At 66.5% G+C, this 21,897-nt stretch carries 15 protein-coding genes and 1 pseudogene; all 16 read left to right on the top strand.

Annotation, left to right across the window (positions count from 1 at the left end; all coding sequences use genetic code 11):
- Window positions 1–54: 54 nt before the first annotated feature.
- A pseudogene (locus U5771_RS21165) lies at window positions 55–309 on the top strand (hypothetical protein); the annotation flags it as partial.
- Window positions 310–688: 379 nt separating this feature from the next.
- The gene (locus tag U5771_RS21160; RefSeq protein WP_322025779.1) at window positions 689–3,763 is read left to right on the top strand and encodes an ATP-binding protein; all 3,075 of its coding nucleotides are present in this window, start codon (window positions 689–691) and stop codon (window positions 3,761–3,763) included.
- Window positions 3,764–3,883: 120 nt separating this feature from the next.
- Complete coding sequence (locus U5771_RS21155; protein WP_322025778.1) at window positions 3,884–4,072, top strand: hypothetical protein; 189 nt, start codon at window positions 3,884–3,886, stop codon at window positions 4,070–4,072.
- 342 nt (window positions 4,073–4,414) lie between these two features.
- Window positions 4,415–5,074, top strand: coding sequence for a response regulator (locus tag U5771_RS21150; RefSeq protein WP_322025777.1), 660 nt, complete (start codon window positions 4,415–4,417; stop codon window positions 5,072–5,074).
- 81 nt (window positions 5,075–5,155) lie between these two features.
- Complete coding sequence (locus tag U5771_RS21145; RefSeq protein WP_322025776.1) at window positions 5,156–8,182, top strand: ATP-binding protein; 3,027 nt, start codon at window positions 5,156–5,158, stop codon at window positions 8,180–8,182.
- Between the two features lie 663 nt (window positions 8,183–8,845).
- Window positions 8,846–10,276 (top strand): undecaprenyl-phosphate glucose phosphotransferase, encoded by a 1,431-nt coding sequence (locus U5771_RS21140; RefSeq protein WP_322025775.1) that lies wholly within the window; start codon window positions 8,846–8,848, stop codon window positions 10,274–10,276.
- Window positions 10,277–10,362: 86 nt separating this feature from the next.
- Entirely contained in the window at window positions 10,363–11,544 is a 1,182-nt protein-coding gene (locus U5771_RS21135; RefSeq protein WP_322025774.1) for a polysaccharide biosynthesis/export family protein, read from the top strand.
- Window positions 11,541–12,032 carry a low molecular weight protein-tyrosine-phosphatase gene (locus U5771_RS21130; protein ID WP_322025773.1) on the top strand — a complete coding sequence of 164 codons (492 nt, stop codon included), beginning with the start codon at window positions 11,541–11,543 and terminating at the stop codon, window positions 12,030–12,032. The genes U5771_RS21135 and U5771_RS21130 overlap by 4 nt, the downstream gene beginning before the upstream one ends.
- 7 nt (window positions 12,033–12,039) lie before the next feature.
- On the top strand, window positions 12,040–14,292 hold the full coding sequence (locus U5771_RS21125; RefSeq protein ID WP_322025772.1) for a polysaccharide biosynthesis tyrosine autokinase: 2,253 nt from the start codon (window positions 12,040–12,042) through the stop codon (window positions 14,290–14,292).
- Between the two features lie 19 nt (window positions 14,293–14,311).
- Entirely contained in the window at window positions 14,312–15,490 is a 1,179-nt protein-coding gene (gene wecB, locus U5771_RS21120) for a non-hydrolyzing UDP-N-acetylglucosamine 2-epimerase (RefSeq protein ID WP_322025771.1), read from the top strand.
- Window positions 15,491–15,518: 28 nt separating this feature from the next.
- On the top strand, window positions 15,519–16,763 hold the full coding sequence (wecC, locus tag U5771_RS21115; protein WP_322025770.1) for a UDP-N-acetyl-D-mannosamine dehydrogenase: 1,245 nt from the start codon (window positions 15,519–15,521) through the stop codon (window positions 16,761–16,763).
- Window positions 16,764–16,779: 16 nt separating this feature from the next.
- Entirely contained in the window at window positions 16,780–18,066 is a 1,287-nt protein-coding gene (locus U5771_RS21110; protein WP_322025769.1) for a hypothetical protein, read from the top strand.
- On the top strand, window positions 18,063–19,313 hold the full coding sequence (locus U5771_RS21105; protein ID WP_322025768.1) for a hypothetical protein: 1,251 nt from the start codon (window positions 18,063–18,065) through the stop codon (window positions 19,311–19,313). The genes U5771_RS21110 and U5771_RS21105 overlap by 4 nt, the downstream gene beginning before the upstream one ends.
- Window positions 19,310–20,326, top strand: a complete 1,017-nt coding sequence (locus U5771_RS21100; protein WP_322025767.1) for a glycosyltransferase family 4 protein — start codon at window positions 19,310–19,312, stop codon at window positions 20,324–20,326. Before U5771_RS21105 ends, U5771_RS21100 begins: the two co-directional genes overlap by 4 nt.
- Window positions 20,323–21,087, top strand: a complete 765-nt coding sequence (locus U5771_RS21095) for a WecB/TagA/CpsF family glycosyltransferase (RefSeq protein ID WP_322025766.1) — start codon at window positions 20,323–20,325, stop codon at window positions 21,085–21,087. Before U5771_RS21100 ends, U5771_RS21095 begins: the two co-directional genes overlap by 4 nt.
- A complete protein-coding gene (locus tag U5771_RS21090) occupies window positions 21,077–21,847 on the top strand; it encodes a heparin lyase I family protein (protein ID WP_322025765.1) in 771 nt (256 codons plus the stop codon). The genes U5771_RS21095 and U5771_RS21090 overlap by 11 nt, the downstream gene beginning before the upstream one ends.
- The last annotated feature ends 50 nt before the right edge of the window (window positions 21,848–21,897 follow it).

Genomic DNA, 21,897 nt, shown 5'->3' with positions numbered 1-21,897 from the left:
GCGCAGGATCCGTAAGTCACCGGCAATGCCGTGCGGATCGCGGCGTCGGAAGACAGCTCGATGTCGTGGCTCTACGTGAAGGACCAGACGCAGTCGCCGACCTTCACCTACCAGGCGGCTGCATTTCAGTCGGCCGGCGCGAACTACGTGCAACAGGCGAACGATTTCGGCGCGCAGGGCAACGCGTATCTGGGCGAACTGGCGTTCAGCGCACCGCCGACTGCCGCGATGCAGCAGGCGCCATTCTATTTCAGCGCCGGAAGCTGCACGGGTTTCCTGTGCACGACGCTGAATCCGCTTACGCAGAACCGAGCGGGCGCCGCTGGCGCGACGGCAGCGCGCGTGCCGAACCGGGTGCCTCCGGTGCGTCACGTCCGTTCGAGGACGCACCTTTCGCCGCCGGCTTGCCGGCGGCTTTTCGCTTGCACGCGTGCCCGCACCGAATCGACGACGCGACTTGCCCGATCGGATAGATCCCCGGGCGAGATTTACACGACGAAGGTTAGTTCAAGTTCAAAACAATCAATCAAACAAATCGGACGTGTACTAAAAGGATAATACGCGCCTGATTTTCGCAGTGTCGTTTGGCATGATCGGGATATCGCTATCCCGAATGTATCCATCGTGACGCCCGGTCCGGCAGGGAATCTGCCGCATGTTCGTACCCGGGGCGCCGTCACGCCGAGCCATGCCATACAGCACGCTTCAGTCCATTCGCCGCTACCAGAGCATCTCGATGTTCGGGGGCGGCATCGTCGTCACGATCCTGATCCTGATCGCCTGCGGGCTCGGGATCACGTCGATCGTCTACGGCTATCTGGACGGCGAGCGGCGCAATTTCCTGAACGGTGTCGAGGAAGCCGCCGACGAGGTGCAGGTGGCCGAGACCTCGTTTCGCAATGGCGTCACGAATACACAACTCGTCTGGCGCGAGATCGGCGCGGCGCCGGCCGACGTCGTGAACACATTCTTCGCCAACGGCCAGCAGCTCGCGATCAAGCCGTATCCGTCGCTCGTGGTCGGCGTGCCGGGGCAAACCGCGCAGCGCGACGAGGTCGCGCGCTATCTCGCGCTGTCGTTCCTGCTGTCGCGCATCGGCGCGGCGAGCTCGATCAATCGCGGGCGCACGCTCGAGGGCTATCACTACAGCACGCGCACGGGGGTGTTCGGTTTCGTGCCGCATCTGGCGCGCGACAATCCCGCGCTGGCGTCGGCCGATGCGCGCGCGAACGTGCTCGCGGCGCTGCACGTCGACTTCGACGGCCCGGCGCCGGCCCGGAACGACGGTCGGCCGCACGTCCGCTGGCTGCCGCCCTACATCAACCCCGTGACCGGGCAGGCGCGCATCCGGATTGCCGCCGAAGCGTGTGCCGGCGGCCAGCCGTTTGCGGTGCTGGTCACCGAGTACGCACCGGAATACCTGCTGTCATGGCTGCCCGGAAGTGCCCCGGCCGGCACGTTCTTCATCACGTCGGCGGACAACCGGCTGATCGCGCTCGATCCCGGCATCGAGCGCACGAACGCATTGACCGAGCGCTTGTTGAACCTCGGCGTCGCGCATGGCGAGGCGGCGTCAGGCGAGCCGCGCTTTCGCGACGGCGCGATCGTGTTCACCAGCAAGCTCGCGGCAACCGGCTGGACGATCGCCTATGTGCTGTCGTGGGCCGACGTGGCGGCCGGCATCGGCGTGCAGGCCGGCGCGCTCGCGGGGTCGACGCTCGTGGCGATCGTCGTGATGTGGCTGCTGCTCGTGCGTTTCCACCGGCGTGTGCTCGTGCCGGTCTACGCGCGCTCGGCCCGCGTGTTCGACAGCGAGGCGCTGTGCCGCAGCGTGATCGCGATGGCGCCGGTCGGCATCGGGCTCGTGTCGCTGTCCGACCGCCGCGTGATGCTCGCGAGCGACGCGCTGACGCACATGCTGCTGCCGCACGGCGGCGACCACCATGCGTTGTCCGTGCAAGTGCTCGAGAAGTACGACGCATTCGTCGCGAACGGCGGCGCCGGCCGGACGATGATGACCGAGCTCGTGCTCGACGCACACGGCAATGCACCGCTGCATCTGGAGATCATCGCGCACAGCGCGCGTTACCAGGGTGAGGACGTGCTGATCGCGGCGTTCGCCGACAAGAGCGCGCAGCGCCGCCTCGTTCATCAGCTCGAGGAGGCGGTGCGCGCGGCCGATTCGGCGAACGCGGCCAAGTCGTCGTTTCTTGCCGCGACGAGCCACGAGATCCGCACGCCGCTCAACGTGATCCTCGGCAATCTCGAGCTGCTCGAACGCACGGCGCTCGATGCATCGCAGCAGAGCCGCGTGCGCACGCTGCGCGCATCGGCCGAAGGGCTGCTTGCGATCGTCAGCGACATTCTCGATTTCTCGAAGATCGAAGCCGGCGCGATGTCGGTCGAGTCGATCGAGTTCGACGTGATCGCGGTGATCGAGCGCGAGCTCGCGGCATTCGCGCCGGTCGCCAAGGCGAAAGGGCTGCCGCTGTTCGCCGATATCGACGCGAGCGGCGGACAGCGGATGCGCGGCGATCCGACGCGACTCGCGCAGGTGGTCGGCAACCTGTTGAGCAACGCGATCAAGTTCACGAGCGACGGGCGCATCGTCGCGCGCGTGGCGGTCGGGCGCAATGCGCGCGGTGCACCCGAGCTTTCGATCGGCATCGAGGATAGCGGCATCGGGATCGACCTCGCGCAGCAGGGCAGGCTGTTCAAGCCGTTCTCGCAGGTCGACGCATCGATCACGCGGCGCTACGGCGGCACGGGGCTCGGGCTCGCGCTGTGCGATCGGCTGGTTGCGGCGATGGGCGGGACGATTTCGGTCGACAGCGCGCCGCGCATCGGCAGCCTGTTCACCGTGCGCTTGCCGCTGCGCATGGGGATTGCGCCGAAATCTCCGGTCGGTGCGGGCGCCGGCCGCACGCTGATCGTCGTGTCGCCCGAGGACGCGTGGCGTGCGTTCGCATTCCCGCATTTGCGTGCGTGGGGTTTCGACGTCGCGATGCATCCGAGTCCGATCGGGATTGCCGCCGGGTGCCTTGCGCGTGCGCACGCGATCGTGCTCTTCGGCGATTCCGATCGATGGCGGCGCGAGGAGCTCGACAGCCTCGGCGGCGGCGCGCCGGTCGTGCTGGCCACGCCGGACGGCCCGCTGCAGCCGGACGTCGCGGGTCGCACGATCCGCGTGTCGAGCTATTCGCTGAACGGGCTGCGCACGGCGATCGAGCAGGCGCGCGTCGCGACCGCCGAACAGCGGCGCCAACCGGCCGCTGAAGCCGATGACGGTCGCCCTGCCGCGGCTGCCGGTACGCGTGTGCCGCGCGTGCTGGTCGCCGACGATGCATCCGTCAACGGCTCGATTTTCCGCGAGCAACTGGATGTGCTCGGCTGCACGGTCCGGTGCGTGTCGTCCGGCGGCGCGGCGCTCGACACGCTCGCGACCGGCGCGTGGGACGTGCTGCTGCTCGGCGCCGACCTGCCCGACATGTCGGCCCGTGAGCTGGCGGAGGCCGTTCATGCGCGCGGATTGCCGTGCGACATGATCGTCGTGGCATCGCATCTGGCGCCCGACGATGCCCGGCGTTACGCGACATCGCATGTCGAATGCGTGTTGACCAAGCCGGTGACGCTGGCCGACTTGCGCCGTGGTCTCGCACGCGTTGCGCGCCGGCGCGGAATCGTGTTTCCCGCGGGAGCGGCGGACGAGCGGCCGGCATCGGGAGCAATGGCCGCTGCAGCGGCACACTGGCCGGGACGATAAAAAAAGGCGACGCAAGTGCGACGGAGATCGCCTGCGTCGGAACGAGGAAGGCAGACACGCCGCATCGCTCCGGTGTCGCGTGATTTCGACTGAAGAAGGAAGGGTAAGGCCGTGCGCTATATGGGAAAGGTGTTCGGGCTGCTACTTGGATTCGCGACGTTGCCGGAGAAATCCAGACGGGATTTCCTGACGAAACTGAACGAATTCATGATGATGTCGCCGTCGCAGAGGCGGCGAGCCATCGCCGAGTGGCAGCACGCCGCGGATGACGGGTCGGGCGAGCCGGACAAGTCGGTGGTCAAGCGTTAGCAGCGGCTTCGGCCGCCCAGCCGGACGCAATGGATCGACAGCGTGGGGGCGCTGCCGATCGGTCGCGCGTGGGCGTCGGATCGATGCAGGTTCATGCGGCAACGCCGTGCCGGGAGAGTCGCCTGGCCCGGCCGCGGTTGCATCGGATCGGTGTGGGCGCAGGCAGCGACGCCTGATCGCACCACCGGCGCGACGCACAACCCGTCTATTATCTTAAAATTACGCTGCGCACCGCCCGGTTCGCCGAATGTCGCAACGCGACCGTGTCGCGGGATCGATTCGAATCACGGCGCGTCGCACAACATGGCACGTCAGGCCGCGTGTTTCGGGAGAAGAATAGAGATGGATGAATTTTTTGTGCGGGTGATGGTGGCGGACGATCATCCTTCGTCCGCACTCGGGATGTCGCAGGCGCTCGCGGGTAGCAGCACGATCAAGCTGCTCGGTACTGTCTCGAACTCGACCGACCTCGTGGCGATGCTCGACGAGCAGCAAAGCGACGTGCTCGTCGTCGACTATGTGATGCCCGGCGGCAAGTACGGCGACGGCCTTTCACTGCTGTCGTTTCTCCAGCGTCGCTACCCGGCGCTGCGCCTCGTGACGATCACGATGATCGACAACCCGAGCGTGCTGTTGGCGATTCAGAAGCAGGGTGTCGGGTGCATCCTGAGCAAGTCCGATGCGATTTCGCACCTGGTCGGCGCGGTGCATGCGGCCTTCGTCGGTGCGAATTATCTGTCTCCGTTCGTCAAGAAGCTGCTGGAGGAATGCCAGCCGTCGGCAGGGACCCGCACGCTGACCGCCCGCGAGATCGAAGTCGTGCGGCTTTACGGGGCCGGCCTGACGGTCGGCGAGATCGCCGTCCAGCTGCACCGGAGCAAGCAGACGATCAGCTCGCAAAAATCGAGCGCGATGAAGAAGCTCGGCATTGTCCGCGACGCGGACCTGATCCGGTATGCGAGCGAGGGCCAACTGCCCGAAGTGCCCGAGACCGATGCGTAGACCGGCAACCGGCGGGCGGTACCGAGTCACCCGGACAGCGCATGATGCCGTTCCGGCGCCAAGGCGACTTCGACGACACGTATGCCCACCAAACTGAAAGCGCTGATCGCGCAGGCCACCACCGCCACGGGCCGCAAACCGTTCGAGCCGGGGCGCGTGCGGCGCCAGCAGCAATGGCTGCTGTACGGCAGCGGCCTGGCGATCACGGCGTTCGTGCTGGTCTGCGCGGCACTGGTCGCGCGACTCGACCTGCAGGAATCGATCGCGCATGATCGTTCGGCGTTCCTGGTGCGCAAGGCGGACCTGCTGGCCGAATTGGAGGTGATCAGGGCGCTCCAGAACCGCTATGTCGAAGACTTCGAGCTGACGGCCCGGCGCGGGCCGGTCGCGCCTCCCGACGCCCTCGGGCGGTTCGCTGACCGTCGCGGCAGGCTGGCCGTCCTTGGGCACAAGGGGCGCATCGCGGTGGCGGCGTTCGCGGCCACCCCGTCGTCCCGGTCAACGGGGGCCTACGCGCCCTTTCTCACCGCATTTCTCGAGCAGGTCGAGATCACGGGCGTCATGCCGCCGCGACAGCCTGGCGATCCGGGAATGGGCGGATACCTGATCGATCCGGACGGCAACTTCGTCATCGTGGCCGGGTATCCGCTGGTGAAACCTGCGCGCGCGCTATCGGCCGATTTCGATGTGAAGGCGCTGATCCGGCAACTGCTGCCACCGGCCGATTTCGTGTCGGCAGCAGCCGCACCGGACAATCGGCAGATCTATCTGGACAGGCGGCAGGATCCGCTGCTCGGGCGACCCGTGCTGCGTTTCGCGCAGGCAGTGCGGGATGCGCAGGGCAAGCCGATCGCGTGGTACGTCATCGTCAGTCGGCCGGAGATCGACGATTTCCTGCGTTCGTCGTCTGCCGACAAGGCGTACGCACTGGTCGCGTCGGACGGGCGGGTCCTGACCGGCCATGAGGCCGATCCCGCGCTGACTGCCCGTGCGCTCGATTATGCGCACGCGGCCCGTGGCGAACGCGCGGCGGCCCATCGCGTCGGCACGAATATCGTCATCGGCGACCGGATGCCGGGGTTCCGCGAGGTGCTGACCGCGACGTTCTCGTGGCGCGGCCTGTTTGAAGACGTGGCTGTCCGCGTGGGTGTGGCGGCCGCGCTCGCGTTGCTCGCGATCGGAACGGTGTGGTTCGCGATCGTCACGTTCGACCGGCGCGCGTTGCGCCCCGCCAACCGCCGCGCGCTCCGGCTGATCGAAAGCGAGGCGCTGAACCGCGCGCTGATTCGCACCGCGCCGGCCGGGCTCATGCTGCTGTCGCTGGCCAACGGCGACACGATGGTGCGCAACGACGCCGCCCAGGCCTATGGCGACACCGGAGCGGGGCCGTCGCTCGGCAAGCGTATCTGGCAGGCTTACCACGGCAGTATCGCGGGCGGGCGGGCGCCGCGCGTCGTCACGCACGAGTTGCCGGTCGACCTCGCCGCCGGCGGCACGACCTGGCTCGCGGCGCATATCGTCCGTACCCGCTACCGCGGTGTCGATGTGTTGCTCTGTACGCTCACCGACATCACCGCGCGCAAGCAGGCCGAGGACAAGCTGCGCGAGGCGCGCGAAGCCGCGGACGATGCGAACAAGGCGAAATCGACCTTCCTGGCGACGATGAGTCACGAGATCCGCACGCCGCTGAACGCGATCTTCGGCAATCTCGAATTGATGGCGCGCGCGGCGCTGCCGTCTGCCGAACAGCGCCGGCTGCAGACGGTCATGTCGTCGTCGGACGCACTGCTGCGCGTGATCAACGACGTGCTCGACCTGTCGAAGGCGGAATCCAACCAGATGGTGCTGGAAGCCGTGCCGTTCGACCTGCGTGCGGTGCTGCGCGATGTCGCGGCGATCTTCCGTCCGCTCGCGGACGCAAGGCAACTCTCGCTTGAATGCCGGATCGCACCGGAACTGGCCGACGGTTACATCGGCGACCCGACCCGCCTGCGCCAGATCGTGTCGAATCTCGTCAGCAACGCGATCAAGTTTACCGAGCGCGGCAGTGTGACGATCGAAGCGCGGCAGGCAGGTGCCGGAGACCACGCGCGAGGCGTCGAAATCGCGGTGCGCGATACCGGTATCGGGATTGCGCCGGAGAGCCTGCCGATGCTGTTCGACGTGTACGTCCAGACCGATGCGTCGATCTACCGGCGCTTCGGCGGCACGGGGCTGGGGCTGCCGCTGTGCCGGCGTCTCGCGCGATTGATGCACGGCGACCTGACGGTGGAGAGCCAACCGGGCGCGGGCACGACATTTGTGGCATCGCTGCCGATGCCCGACGCGCCGCCCGCGTGGCGGGCCGCGCTCGACGCGTCCGACGCGCCGGAACCCGGGATTCCGGCGCACCCCGCGTGCGAAGCCGGCGGCAAGCCGCTGCGCGTACTCGTCGCCGAGGATCATCCGGCGAGCCGCGCGTTGCTGCGCGATCAGCTGGAGGCGCTGCATTGCGACGCCACGCTCGTCGCGAACGGTATTGAAGCGATGCGCGCGTTTTTCACGCACCCCTTCGACGTCGTGCTGACCGACCTGGGCATGCCGGAACTCGACGGTTTCGCGCTCGCGAATTTCCTGCGCGAGCAGGGCGCGAAGGTGCCTGTAATCGCGATGACCGCGCATGCGACCGAAGAGGACCGGCGGCGATGTGCGCAGGTGGGGGTCGCGGAGGTCGTGCTCAAGCCGCTGTCGATCGATGCGCTCGATGCGGCGTTGCGGCGGCAAGCGCAGAGCGTGCCCGAGTCGGCGCTTCGATCGCGTGATGACGTTTCACCGGACGCTCGATCGCCTGAGATGACCGGGGAAATACGCGAGAAATTGCGGGCGGCGACGCTGCGCTCGCTGGCACGGATCGACGCCGCGTTGGCGAGCGGGGAGGTCGAGCCGGTCCGGGTCGAGTTGCATTCGATGCGAGGCGGTTTCGCGCTGGCCGGCGACGTGACTGCGCGCGATGCCTGTGCCCGTGGTGAACGGTGCATCGCCGAAGGCGGAGTCGCCGCGCTGAAAGCCGAATGGCCATCGATACGGGTGACGATCGAGACGGCACTGTCGAGTCTCGTCGCCGGGTGAGCCGCCGCGTGCGTGCCAGCTGAAACGGCCAACGCCGCATTCGATCGGCACGGCGCGTGAGCGGACGAAGCGGATCCCCCGCATTGAACCCGTTTCGTCATGGCCGCGTTCGCCGGTGCGGCCCGCCGCTCGGCCTCCCGGCGCCGCCACCGGCGTTCGGCCGATCCATCCCCGCATGATTTTTCGTTCCGTCGTCCGACGGGACGTCACGACACACCAGCACCGGAGCAGCGCTCGCTGCCGTGCCCTTCTTCCGGTTCGCGGCGGACAGGAGCGCAGTGCGATGACCTGATCGCCATGACTGCCCGGGACATGCAGGAACGGCCGAATAACAAATAGAACGAGACACCCCCCTTTATCAATTCGTTTCGAACACGTCCGATTCAAAACCCCGAGCCTCGATGGCAGTATTCAATCCTGCATTGCATTGATTCAGGATTGATTCACGACGAGTGACGCGAGTTCGTTTTTCGCAACGCGCCGAATCTCGTCGTTACGGGAAGCGGATTCATGGTCTTGTGACATTTAGTTTGACTAACCGTTGCAAGATGTATTGTGGATTATTGAATAAGGGAAAGGGATTGTCCGTCGATTCGTGAATCGATTGGTGCCAGCACGACCGGGCGGCGTGAATGCGCGTCGTCGTTCTGTCGTCACTCGATTGTGGCGGGCGGTCGATCAGGAGTTATGCATTCGTTCGACCATGCTAGTCGCTCACCCGTCGTTCACGGGAAGATTTCCTGGTTCAGGCTGGCGGATGCCGGCCTGCTGGCCACCACCGCGTGGATGGCCAGAAGCTGGCTCGGCGGCTCGCCGTACGCGATTTCCGATGCCGTCCTGATCGTCATTTCGATCGCGTGTGCGCTGGCGCTCTTTTCGCTGATCGATCTGTTCGGCAATACGGAACGCCGGGCGTCCTGGCGCTGCGTATGGCTCGCGCCGGCCGGCTTTGCCGTCGCGCTGTGCGTCGGTGCAACGGCAGTCACGGCGTTTGACTGGCAATCCGCCACCGCCCTGGACTGGGTCGTCGCGTGGTTTGCCTTGTCGGCCGTCGCGCTCGCCGCATCGCAGGCATTGCGGTGCTGGTTCGGCAGGCGTCGTGCGGCGCGGGCCGCGCGGCGCAAGCCTGTCGCGATCGTCGGGTACCGCGAGCGCTGTCTGGCGCTGGCGCGCCGCGATGCGCGCGAGGCCGTGTTGCCGTTTCAGGTCGCCGCGATATTCGACATGTCCGGAGCACGGGCTATCGATACGGCTACGCCGGAGGTGCATCGCGACCTCGCCGGCTTCGTCGACAGCGTGCGGCGTGCGCGTGTCGGCGAAATCTGGATTGTGCTGCCGCTGGCGGATGCCGATCGCATCGGCGAAATCGTTTGCGCATTCGACAAGGATCTCGTCGACATTCGGTTCATGCCGGATCTGACCGGCATGACGCCGCTGCAGCCTCGCCGTGCGGCGCCCGGTCGCGCGCTCGATCTCGTCGCGTCACCGTTGTCGCCACGCGCGCTGGCAGCAAAGGCCGTGTTCGACCGTGCATTCGCTGCGCTGGCGCTGATCGGTATCGCACCGCTGATGGCGGCCATCGCGATCGCGGTGAAGTGCTCGTCTCCGGGGCCGGTGCTGTTCCGTCAGCAACGACGGGGCGCGTATGGACGCATCTTCACGATCTACAAGTTCAGAACGATGCACGCGCATGACACGAGCGCTTCGGGTGAAGTACGCCAGGCAACGCGGAGCGATCCGCGCATCACGCGCATCGGCGCGCTGCTGCGGCGCACGAGCCTCGACGAGTTGCCGCAGTTCTTCAACGTGCTGAAAGGCGACATGTCCGTGGTCGGGCCGCGCCCGCATGCGGTGGAGCATGACCGCTTCTACCAGCATCTCGTCGACGGCTACATCCAGCGATACAGGATCAAGCCGGGCATCACGGGCTGGGCACAGGTCAACGGGCATCGAGGCGAGACGGATCGTGTCGAGAAGATGCAGAAGCGGGTCGAACACGACCTCTACTACCTGAACAACTGGTCGTTCTCGCTGGACATGCGGATCGTGGCGGCGACCGTTCTGTGCGGCTTCACGCATCGCAATGCTTACTGAATGACGCGTCGACGCACGCGGTTTGGATGACAGGAATGAAAACTGGAAAACGGTCCCGCTCATGGGCGCGAGGGTCGCGATCGGCGATGACGGTCTCGTCCGTCGTGCTGCTGTCCGCTTGCGCGGTCGAGCCGGGCATGCACATGAACCTCTCGCACGAGGCGCAGCAGGAAGGCGGCGTTGCCGTGCAGACGCGCGAAGGCGGCATGACCGTGTCGATGCATCGCATCGATACGGCATCGCTCGCTCCGGTATCGCGCGAGTCCGCATCGCGTGAAGCGGCGTCGGTGCCGATCGGGGCCATCGACGGCGCGCTGATCGCCGGCCAGCGGCGCGAGGCCCGCGCGCAGGGCGAGCGCACGCGCGCGGCGCTCTTTGCTCGGCCGACGCCTTACACGATCGACGCGGGCGATGTGTTGCAGATCACCGTGTGGGATCACCCGGAACTGGCCGCGGCCCAGGGCAATGCGGGCAATCAGACGGTGCGTCCCGCCGATCCGCCGGTGGGCTTCGTCGTCGATCAGGCCGGCAACCTCGCGTTTCCGTACGTGGGCGAACTGCACGTCGCGGGCATGAGCACGAGCGAGATCCAGGCCACGCTGCGCGCGCGACTCAAGCAGTGGTTCGTCGCGCCGCAGTTGACGGTGCGCGTCGCGTCGTATCGCGCGAATCGCGTCTACATCGACGGCGAGGTCCGTGCGCCGGGCGCCCAACCGCTCAACGACGTGCCGATGACGCTACTCGAGGCAGTCACGCGCGCGGGCGGCTTTACGGAAGATGCCGATCAGAGCCGCCTGACGCTCGTGCGCGGCGGCGACGCCTATCCGGTGGATCTGCCGGGGCTGATTCGCGAGCGGCTCGATCCGTCGCGCATCGTCCTGCGCAAAGGCGACTTGCTGCAGGTCGGCGCGCGAGATCAGTTCGGCGTGTACGTGATGGGCGAAGTCAACAAGCCGACCACGGCACTGCCGCTGCGCGACGGCCGGCTGTCGCTCGCCGACGCGTTGTCGCAGGCCGGCAGCATCAACCCGGGCACGTCCGATCCCAGGCAAACCTACGTGATTCGCGGCGGTGTCGATCGGCAGGCACAGGTATTTCATCTGGATGGCCGTTCGCCGGTGTCGATGGTGCTCGCCAACGAATTCGAGCTGCAGCCGCGCGACGTCGTGTACGTCGACAGCACGAAGCTCGCGCGCTTCGGCCGCGTGCTGGCGCAACTGCTGCCGGCCATCAATGCGGGCCTGACTGCCGCGATCGTCACGAAATGATGAAACGAATCCTGGTGGTGTGTACCGGCAACGTCTGCCGCAGCCCGGCCGCGCAAGTGTTGCTGTCGCGCGAACTGCCCGGCCGCACGATCGAGTCGGCGGGCATCGCGGCGATCGGCGGCACGGCGATCGACCCGGTGATGCACGAGTTGCTGAGCGGGCGCGGCTTCGATATGTCCGCGCATCGGGCCCGGCGCGTCGACGACCGGATCTGCCGGTGGGCCGATCTGATCCTCGTCATGGAGATCGCGCATCGCAATCTGATCGAGCGGACTTTCCCGATGACGCGCGGCCGTGTGTATCGCCTCGCCGAGCGTTACCTGATCGACGTGCCGGATCCCTACCGCCGAAGCCGCCACGTGTACGGCCACGCGATGAGGTTGATCGAGCGCGGCGTCGTCGACTGGGCCGCGCGGATCAGTCGCCTGGAACCGAATCGACCGCGGCATCCGGATACCGGCGCGAGTGCGCCGGAACACTTGCAGTGAGCCTCACATGAATGCATCGAACGGAAGTCAACCCTTTTCACGAGACGCCGACGAGCTCGACGTGCGCGGCATGCTCGACGTGCTGATCCGGCATGCAGGCCGCATCGCCGCGGTCACGATTGCCTGCGCCGCGCTCGGCGGCGCGTATGCGCTCGTGGCGAAACCGGTCTACAAGGCGGATATCGCCGTGCAGGTCGAAAGCGGCGGGTCCGACCTGCGCAGCATGGCCGAAGGCGGGCTCGTGGGCGGTCTCGGCGGGCTTTTCGACGTGAAGTCGACCGACGGCGGTGAGATGGAAATCCTGCGCTCGCGGCTCGTGACCGAACCGGTGGTCGACGCGCTGCGCCTGCACATCGACGCTCGGCCGCGTCGCGTGCCGCTGATCGGGGCGCTCGTCGCGCGCTTCAATCGCGGGCTTTCGGCGCCTGGTCTGTTCGGGATCGGCGGATTCGTCTGGGGCAAGGAGCGCATCGATGTGTCGGCGTTCGACGTGCCGCGCGACTTCCAGGAACACGCGTTCGTCGTCACGTCGCTGGGCGACGGGCGCTATCGCTTGTCCGGCGCGGATCTCGCGCGCGATGCGGCGGGCCGGGTCGGTGAACCGCTGCGCGTGCATACGGCCGCCGGCAGCCTGACGCTGCTGGTGGCGGACATCGAGGCCAAGGCGGGCGCGCAGTTCGTCCTGCAGGCGGACTCGAAGCAGGCCGTGCTCGCCGAATTGCAGAAGCAGCTGACGATCGCCAATCGCGGCAAGGATCAATCCGGCGTGATCGGCGTGTCATACGAAAGCCGCGATCCGGCGCGGGCGGCCGCCGTCCTGAACGCGATCGCGGACAACTACGTGCGGCAGAACGCGAATCGCAAGGCGGCCACCGCCGAGAAGTCGCTGGCGTTCCTGAGCGATCAGGTGCCGACGGTGGAGCGTCGGTTGCGTGCGGCGGAGGATCGCCTCAATGCATACCAGTCCCGCCATGAAATCGTGGATCTGACCGAGCAGGCGAAGGCGATGCTGACGCAGTCGACCGCGGTGCAAACGTCGCTGTTCGAACTCGAACAGAAGCGACTGGCGCTGGCGTCGACGCTCACGCAGGCTCACCCGGAACGCGCGGCGCTCGACCGTCAGATCGCCGCCGCCAAGGCGCGGATCGGCGCCGTCGACGAAGCGATCCGGCGTCTGCCCGACGCGCAACGCAACGTCGTGCGCCTGCGCCGCGACGTGACCGTGCTGACCGAGATTTATGTCGGCCTGCTGAACAGCGTCCAGCAGCTTCGCCTGGCGACCGCGAGCAAGCTCGGCAACGTGCGCGTGATCGATCGCGCGATCGTGCCGGACGAGCCGGTGCGACCGAAGCCCGCGCTCGTCACGGCGATCGCCGCGCTGGTGGGGCTCGTGCTCGGCACCGGCGCCGTCATGGGCCGCGCCATGCTGTTCGGCGGCGTGATCGATCCGGCCGAGATCGAGCGCGACACGCACCTGAACGTGATGGCAACGATTCCGCAGAGCATCGCCCAACGCCGGCTGTCGCGACGCTACGCGGTGGCCGATGGCGGTGTACCGCTCCTGTCACTGGCGCGGCCGAACGAACCTGCTGTCGAGGCGCTGCACAGCCTGTGCACGGCGCTGCGGTTCCAGATGATGGACTGGCCCGAAGGCAACCGCGTGTTGATCACCGGCCCGTCCGCGGGCGTCGGGAAATCGTTCGTGTCGGCCAACGTCGCCGCCCTGCTCGGGCAGGCGGGCAAGCGTGTCCTGCTGATCGATGGCGACATGCGTCGCGGCGAGCTCGCAAAGCGCTTCGGCATGCGAGCGGATATCGGCCTGTCGACCGTCCTTCACGGCGGTGTGACCGCCGTCGACGCAATCGCGCGCGACGTCGCGCCGAACGTCGATCTGCTGACGGCCGGCCCGCGCGCCGACCGGCCGGTCGAACTGCTGTCGTCGGAGCGTCTTGCGACGGTGCTGGCACAGGTTGCGCGCGATTACGACGTCGTGCTGGTCGATGCGCCGCCGCTGCTGCCCGTGACGGACGCCGTCGTGCTGGCCGCGCATGCGGACGCGATCCTGCTCGTCGCGCGCGCCGGTATGACGAGCACGGGCGAGCTGCTCGAGTCGGCGAAGCGGATCGAACGTGCCGGCGCGCGCTCGATCGCTGCCGTATTCAACGGATTCCAGCCAGGGCTGCGTTCGGTCCAGTACGGCAACTACGGCGCCTACGCGTACGACCGCACCGATTCGCCAACTGCCGCGGATCGTGCGTGATCCGCCGACGGAGCATTCGATGACCCCTTTCCACGAAAACATCCTCGTCACCTTCGGCACCCGCCCCGAAGCCATCAAGATGGCGCCGCTCGTCCACGCGCTGCGGGCCCGTGAAGGCGTGCGCTGCGGCGTCTGCGTGACGGCCCAGCATCGCCAGATGCTCGACCAGGTGCTCGATCTGTTCGGCATCGTGCCGGATTTCGATCTGGACCTGATGCGCGCCCGGCAGTCGCTCGGCAGCCTGACCGCGCACATCCTCAATGCGCTCGACCCGGTGCTCGAATCGTTCCGGCCCGATCTCGTGCTCGTGCACGGCGATACGACCACGACGCTCGGCGCGACGCTCGCGGCTTACTACCGGCGCATCCCGGTCGGTCATGTGGAAGCGGGCCTGCGTACCGGCAACCTGTATTCGCCGTGGCCGGAGGAGGCGAACCGGAAGGTGACGGGCGCGCTCGCGCTGCATCATTTCGCGCCGACCGAAACGTCGCGCTCGAACCTGCTCGCCGAGGGCGTCGACGCCGGTCGCGTCCATGTCACAGGCAACACGGTGATCGATGCGCTGCTGACGATCACCGAGCGCCTGAAGCACGACCGGGCGCTGGTCCGCCAGATGCGCGAGCGGTTCCCGTTCGTCGACGACGAGCGGCGCATGATCCTCGTGACCGGGCACCGGCGCGAGAACTTCGGACGCGGCTTCGAGCAGATCTGCGAGGCGATCGCGACCGTCGCAACGCGCTATCCGGAATGCCGGATCGTCTATCCGATGCACCTGAACCCGAACGTGCGCGAACCCGTCACGCGGCTGCTGGGCGACATCGGCAACGTCGTGCTGATCGAGCCGCAGGAGTATTTGCCGTTCGTCTATCTGATGAGCCGCGCGTGGCTGATCCTGACCGACTCGGGCGGGATCCAGGAAGAGGCGCCGTCGCTCGGCAAGCCGGTGCTCGTGATGCGCGACACCACCGAGCGGCCGGAGGCGGTCGCGGCCGGCACGGTCCGGCTGGTCGGTACCGAGGTCGAGCGCCTGGTCGGCGCGGTGGTCGAGCTGTGGGAAGACGGCAGTGCCTACCGCGCGATGAGCCGCGCACACAACCCGTATGGCGACGGTCGTGCGAGCGAGCGGATCGCGGATCTGCTCGTTTCACCGCCGGCCCGCAGGCAGGCACCGGCCCATACGGCCGGATCGCTCTGCTGAATCCCCCGACGTCTGGAGAGCCTCATTCATGTCATTCGAAACCGTTTCCGTCATCGGGCTGGGCTATATCGGCTTGCCCACCGCGGCGGCCTTTGCCGCACGTCGCAAAAGCGTGATCGGCGTCGACGTGTCGCAGCACGCCGTCGACACGATCAATCGCGGCGAGATCCACATCGTCGAGCCCGAACTGGACATGCTCGTGCACGCGGCCGTGACGCAAGGCTACCTGCGCGCGACGACGACGCCCGAGCCGGCTGATGCATTCCTGATCGCGGTGCCGACGCCGTTTACCGACGGCAACAAGCCGGACCTGGGCTATATCGAGGCGGCATGCCGATCGATCGCACCGGTGTTGAAGAAAGGCGACCTGGTCGTGCTGGAATCGACTTCGCCGGTCGGCGCGACCGAAAAGATGGCTGCATGGCTCGCGGCGCAGCGTCCGGATCTTTCGTTCCCGCAACAGGCGGGCGAGCGCTCGGACATCCGGATCGCGCATTGTCCGGAGCGCGTGTTGCCGGGCCATGTCGTACGAGAACTCGTGGAGAACGATCGCGTGATCGGCGGATTGACGCGCAAATGCGGCACGCGCGCGCAGGAGCTGTACGCCGTGTTCGTGCGCGGCGAGTGCATCCTGACCGATGCGCGTACGGCCGAAATGTGCAAGCTGACCGAGAACGCGTACCGCGACGTGAATATCGCGTTCGCGAACGAGTTGTCGGTGATCTGCGACCAGCTCGACATCAACGTGTGGGAGCTGATCCGGCTGGCGAACCGCCATCCGCGCGTCAGCGTGCTCCAGCCGGGGCCGGGCGTCGGCGGGCACTGCATCGCGGTCGATCCGTGGTTCATCGTCGATTCGGCGCCGGCGCATGCGCGGCTGATCCGCACCGCGCGCAACGTGAACGACGACAAGCCGCATTTCGTGTACGAGCGCGTGCGGCAGGCGGCCAGCCGGTTTCGCGAGCCGGTGATCGCATGTCTCGGCCTCGCATTCAAGGCGGATATCGACGACCTGCGCGAGAGCCCAGCGATGGAGATCGTCGAAGCGCTGGCGGAGGACGCCGGTACGACGCTGCTGGTCGTCGAGCCCAATATCGATGTGTTGCCGCAATCGCTCGACGGCCGGGTCCTGCTGTGCGAGCTGAATACCGCGCTGGCCGAGGCCGACGTGATTGTCATCCTGGTCGATCACACGCAGTTCCGGAGCGTGGACCCGGTGCGGCTGCAGACCAAGGTCGTGATCGACACGCGCGGCATGCTGGCGCGCGGGTAACGGGCGGGCGCGAGTCATGTTGCGGAACGTCGATGCCAAACGGCTGCTGGGCCGTCTCGAGGCGCTCGTTTGCACGGGGGCGCCCGGCCTTTATCGGGTGCTGACGTTCTGGCTCATCCAGCGGATTTATTCGCTGGACGAACTCGGGCATGCGGCGTCCAATTTGTCGATTGCGCAGATGATCGGGTTCTTCACGGCGATCGGCTGGTCTACGCTGATTTTGGTGCGCATACCGGCATGCGATGGGAAGCAGGAGGCGCGCGGCGCGTTCTATTCGCTGGCGGCGATGGCGGGATGGACCGCGACCGTCGCCACGCTCGCGTGTGTGCTGGTGTCCGCGACCGGGTTCGTCGCGTTCGATCTCGGCGGCGTCGTCGCGCTGATGTGGGGCTGGACCGTCTATCAGCTCGCGCGGCACTTCTTCATGTCGTACCGCCGCTATCGAATCGCGATCGCGTTCGACGGCCTGCTGATCGCGGGTTCGTGCGCACTGCTGTGGGTCGGCATGCAGCACGGCTATTCCGCGTCGCTGTGCCTGGCCGTCGCGCTGATCGTCGTGGCGGTCGCGATGTTCGTCGCGATCGGCGCGCCGGCACGCGGCGCGTTGTCGATGCGCATCGACGTGAAGGGGCTGCAGTTCGGGTTGACCAACTTCCTGTCCGGCGGCATCGCACTGGCGATCGTGCCGGCGGCGAAGGCGATGTGCGGTGCGTCGTTCGCGGGGATGCTGTCGCTGTTCTCGTCGGTGACCGCGGTCGGCAACCTGCTGCCGCGCGCCATCTCGATCGCGCAGTTGCCCGATCTCGTGAAGCGCAAGAAGGACAAGGTGCCGCTCGACGCGACATTGCGCGCGATGCGGCGCCACATCGACCTGTCGAATCTGGTCGTGCTGGTCGCGAACCTGGCGATGGTGGCGGGGCTGACGTATCTCCACGGGCTGGACGGAAGCGGCATGTACATGGTGCTCGCGGGCGGCGTGCTGCTGGCGATTCAGTGCGCCGCCGGCGTGCTTGGCGTGGTCGGCAGCAACGTGATGATGGCGTTTGAGCAGAGTGCCGTCACCGCGCGGATCAACATCGGCACGTCGGCCCTGTTCGTCGCGCTGTTCGGCGGCAGCGTCGCGATCGGCGGCACGGTCGGGTTCTTCTGCATGCTGGTGGCCGCGGTGATCGTGACGCTGGTCCGGAACGGGATCGTCGTGATGCACGCACGAATGGTGTGTGCGGGGTATGCGGCATCGATCGAATCGGCGAGCGTTGCCGAGCCGAAGGCGGTGCACCCGCCAGCGGGAGTCAGGCCGTGAGCGTCGCGATTCGCATGCCCGCGATCGTGCCGCAGCGTCGATCCCGCGTAGCCGACCTTGGCGCCGCCCTGCTGGCACTGGCGTATGTCGTCTTCTGTGTCAGCGATACGCTGCTCACGCTCGAGGATGATCGATCGCAGATCGTGAAGACGGGGGCTTTCAGCCTGGTGTTTGCCGCGATCCTGTTGCGTCCGCGCTTTCACCGGCTGGCCGTCGTCGCGCTTCCCATCGCCGTGTCGCTCTGCATCGGGATGCTGCTGTCGTTCAACACCGCCGCGGGAACCGAGGAATTGATCCGCTTCCTCTTTCCCGTCGCGATCACGGTGGCGATCTTCCCTTATCGCGACCGGCTCGACGTGCTGCTCAAGACGTTCGTCGCCGTCGTTGCGAGCAACGATCTGTTCCAGTTGTATTTCTACTTCTCGTATGCAACCGGGTTGCCGCTGTTCATGCCGGTCCGGATCGACTCGGGATTGTTCCTGCGCGCACAGGGATGGATGGGGTTCTTTTCGGAATTCAGCTTCATCAATTTCTGCGCGTTCCTGCTGTGCCGCTGGTACTGGTCGAGCCGGCGTGCGGCGATCGCATCGTGGGGCTTCCTGCTCTTCGGGTTGCTCGGCGTCTCGTTCAAGCTGTTCGCGGTGCTTGCGTGCTATCCGTTCGTGCGGAACGTCAGGGGCGGGCGCGCGTGGCTGGCCGCCGCCGGCATGACGGGACTGATGCTCGCCTTGACGGTGCTGGGCGTGCTGGATTCGCTGTTGAAGGTCGCGACGGCGAAGATCCTGTTCTACGTCGTCGCGGGCAATTCGGCGCGCGCCGAATCCTATCGCGTGATGTTCGAGTCGCTCCGCAACGGCAACCTGCTTGGCGAAGGGCTCGGCAGCTTTGGCGGCCCCGCATCGGTGAAGTTCTCGTCGCCGCTTTATCAGCTCTATCACTTCGACTGGTACGGGCTCGGCGGTCTGCTGAAGACCACCGATACGTTCTACCCGCATCTGTTCGTCGAGTTGGGCGTGTTCGGCGCGATCGCGTGGCTGGTGTTCGTGCTCGGCTACGGGCAAGGACGGTGCAAGCCGACCGTCTGGTTCTACCTCGTCGCGGCCTTCTGCTTCGACAACATCTTCTCGATGGCGTTCGTGTCGCCGTCTTACGTATTTTCCGCACTGCTGGCCATGTACGCGTTCTCCCGCGGACGGCCGGGCGCCAGCCCCGCAGATCGCGGCGGTGCGGTGGAGGTTCGCTCATGAAAATTCTCGTCGTCACCAACATGTATCTCGGCAGCAACCGTGCAAGCCCCTGGCAAGGTGTGTTCGTGACCGAGCAGGTCGACGCGCTGAGGCGTTCCGGCGGCTGCACGGTCGATGTGCTCGTCATCGAGGGGTATCGCGACAAGGGCGAGTACCTGCGATCGATCGGGCGCATCTGGAAGGCAGCCCGAACGGGCCGGTACGACATCGTGCATTACCACTTCGGCCTGAGCGCGTGCTCCGCGCCGCTGGTCCGGCTGTTCACGAAGTCGCGGGTCGTCATCACGTTCCACGGCACGGACATCCTCGGTCCGTTCTGGATGCGCGCGGTATCGAAGTCGATGGCCTGCTTCGCGCACGCCTGCATCGGCGTGAGTGCCGAGATCTCGGCTCGCCTGATCCGGCTGCGCCGCCGCTGCGCGACGATTCCGTGTGCCGTCAACGATACGGTCTTCGTCGAGCATCGTGACGACCCGCGCCCGGATTCCGGGTTGCCGATCGTCGTCTTCCCGTCGTCGCCGAAGCGCCCGGAGAAGAACTATCCGCTGTTTTCACAGGTGCTTCGCCAGCTCTCGGAATGGCACGGAATTCAGGTGCAGGAGCGGCATATCGACGGTCTCGAGCGCGGCGAGGTGCGCGACCTGCTCGCCCGTGCGGCGTGCCTGCTGATGACGTCGACCCGCGAAGGGTCGCCGCAATCGGTCAAGGAGGCGATGGCGCTCAACCTGCCGGTCGTGTCGGTCGATGTCGGCAACGTGCGGCAACTGCTCGACGGTGTGTCGCCGGGGATGGTCGTGTTCGATCACGACGCCGGGCGCCTGACGAACGAGCTGGCCGATGTATTGAGCGCCGGCGTGCGATCCAACGGCCGCGAGAAGCTCGCGAAGCTCGGTTACTTCTCCGACGACGTGTCGGTGAAGCTGAAGGCGTTGTATGCGTCGATTCGAAGGCCATCAAGATTTGACCCATATATTTGGGATAACGAAATACAGGATCGGGAGAAGACGCGATGAAACGCGCCGAATTGTTTTCATGCCCGATTCACCTGATGTCGATGAACGATACGGTCGACTGGATCGACGCGAGAGTCGAGAAACGTCAATTCACGCAGCATGTGGTCGTCAACGTCGCGAAGATCGTCAACCTGCAGCGCGATGCGGAACTCGGCGCGTCGGTTCGTGAATGCGATATCGTCAACGTCGACGGCATGGGCGTCGTCTGGGGCGCACGTCTGCTCGGCATCCCGGTGCCCGAGCGCGTCGCGGGCGTGGACCTCTTCCATCGCCTGCTGGCGCTGGCCGAGGCGAAAGGGCTGCCGGTCTATCTGCTCGGCGCGACGGCGGAAGTCGTCGAGCGGGTCGCGGCGGTGTCGGCGGCGCGCTACCCGCGATTGCCGATCGCGGGATATCACCACGGCTATTTCTGGAACGACGAACAGGCGGTCGTGGATGACATCCGGCAGTCGGGCGCGCGGCTGTTGTTCGTCGCGATCACGTCGCCGCGCAAGGAAAACTTCATCAATCGCTGGAAAGCCGAACTGGGCGTCGATTTCGTGATGGGTGTGGGCGGGACGTTCGACGTGGTGGCCGGAAAGGTGAAACGGGCACCGCTGTGGATGCAGTGCAGCGGTCTGGAGTGGGCGTTTCGCGTGATCCAGGAACCGGGGCGGATGTGGAAACGCTATCTGACGACCAACAGCCGCTTCCTGGCAATGCTCGCGAGCGCGTATGTATCCCGCTTGTGTCGACGGAAGGGCACGGCCGATGCGCGGTAGATTCGCGGTCGTCGCCTGCGTGCTCGCTGCAGCGGCTTGCCACGCGGGCCCGCCACGCAGTCAGCCCGGGGAATGGCGCGTCTATCGATCGGACTGGCGGAGCGGCATCGATCCGCGGCTGGGTTTGCAGGCGCCGGCGTCGCGGAACATCACGACGGCGGCAATTTCGGGCATTCCCGGCACGTTGTTGAAGGTGACGTTGAGCCGCTCGCAGGATTTCGGCGATGTGGCGAGCGGGACGCCGCGCTCCGAGGTCAGCTTCTTCCCGGTATTTCGCTTCGTCAACGGCCACGATTACGAGGTGCGCTGGTCGACGGTGATTCCTGCGGACTACAGGTTCGATTCGAGACAGCCGGAACTCATCGCGCAGCTGCATCAGGGCGGCAGTGACGGATCGCCGCCTTTTGCACTGCTGCTGAACAACGGGAAATACGAAGTCGACGTGCGCGGTGCGCCGGGCACGCCGAGCCAGTCGATCGCGTTCGGCGACCCGTCGGCGGACCGGGGCCAACCGGTCCGGTGGGTGCTGCGATATCGGCCGGACGATCGCGGGGGCGGTGCGCTGACCGACGTCTTTCGGAACGGCGTACACGTCGTGCACGTCGCCGGCGTCCCGAACGCGTTTCCGAACGACCGTCAGGCCTACTTCAAGCTCGGCGTCTACAAATGGTGGTGGAAGACGCGCCCGTCCGATGTGACCGAGCGGACGATGTACTACGGCGATATCGAGATGAAGGTATTGCACGACGCGGCCTGGTGAGCCGAATCGAAGCGGGTACGCCAGGGCCGCGGCCGACGGTAACCGGAAGC

It is taken from the genome of Burkholderia sp. BCC1977 (assembly GCF_905339595.1).
Classification (GTDB): Bacteria; Pseudomonadota; Gammaproteobacteria; order Burkholderiales; family Burkholderiaceae; genus Burkholderia.
Note: the sequence above shows the minus strand (reverse complement) of the source record. Positions and strands in the feature narration are given on the sequence as shown.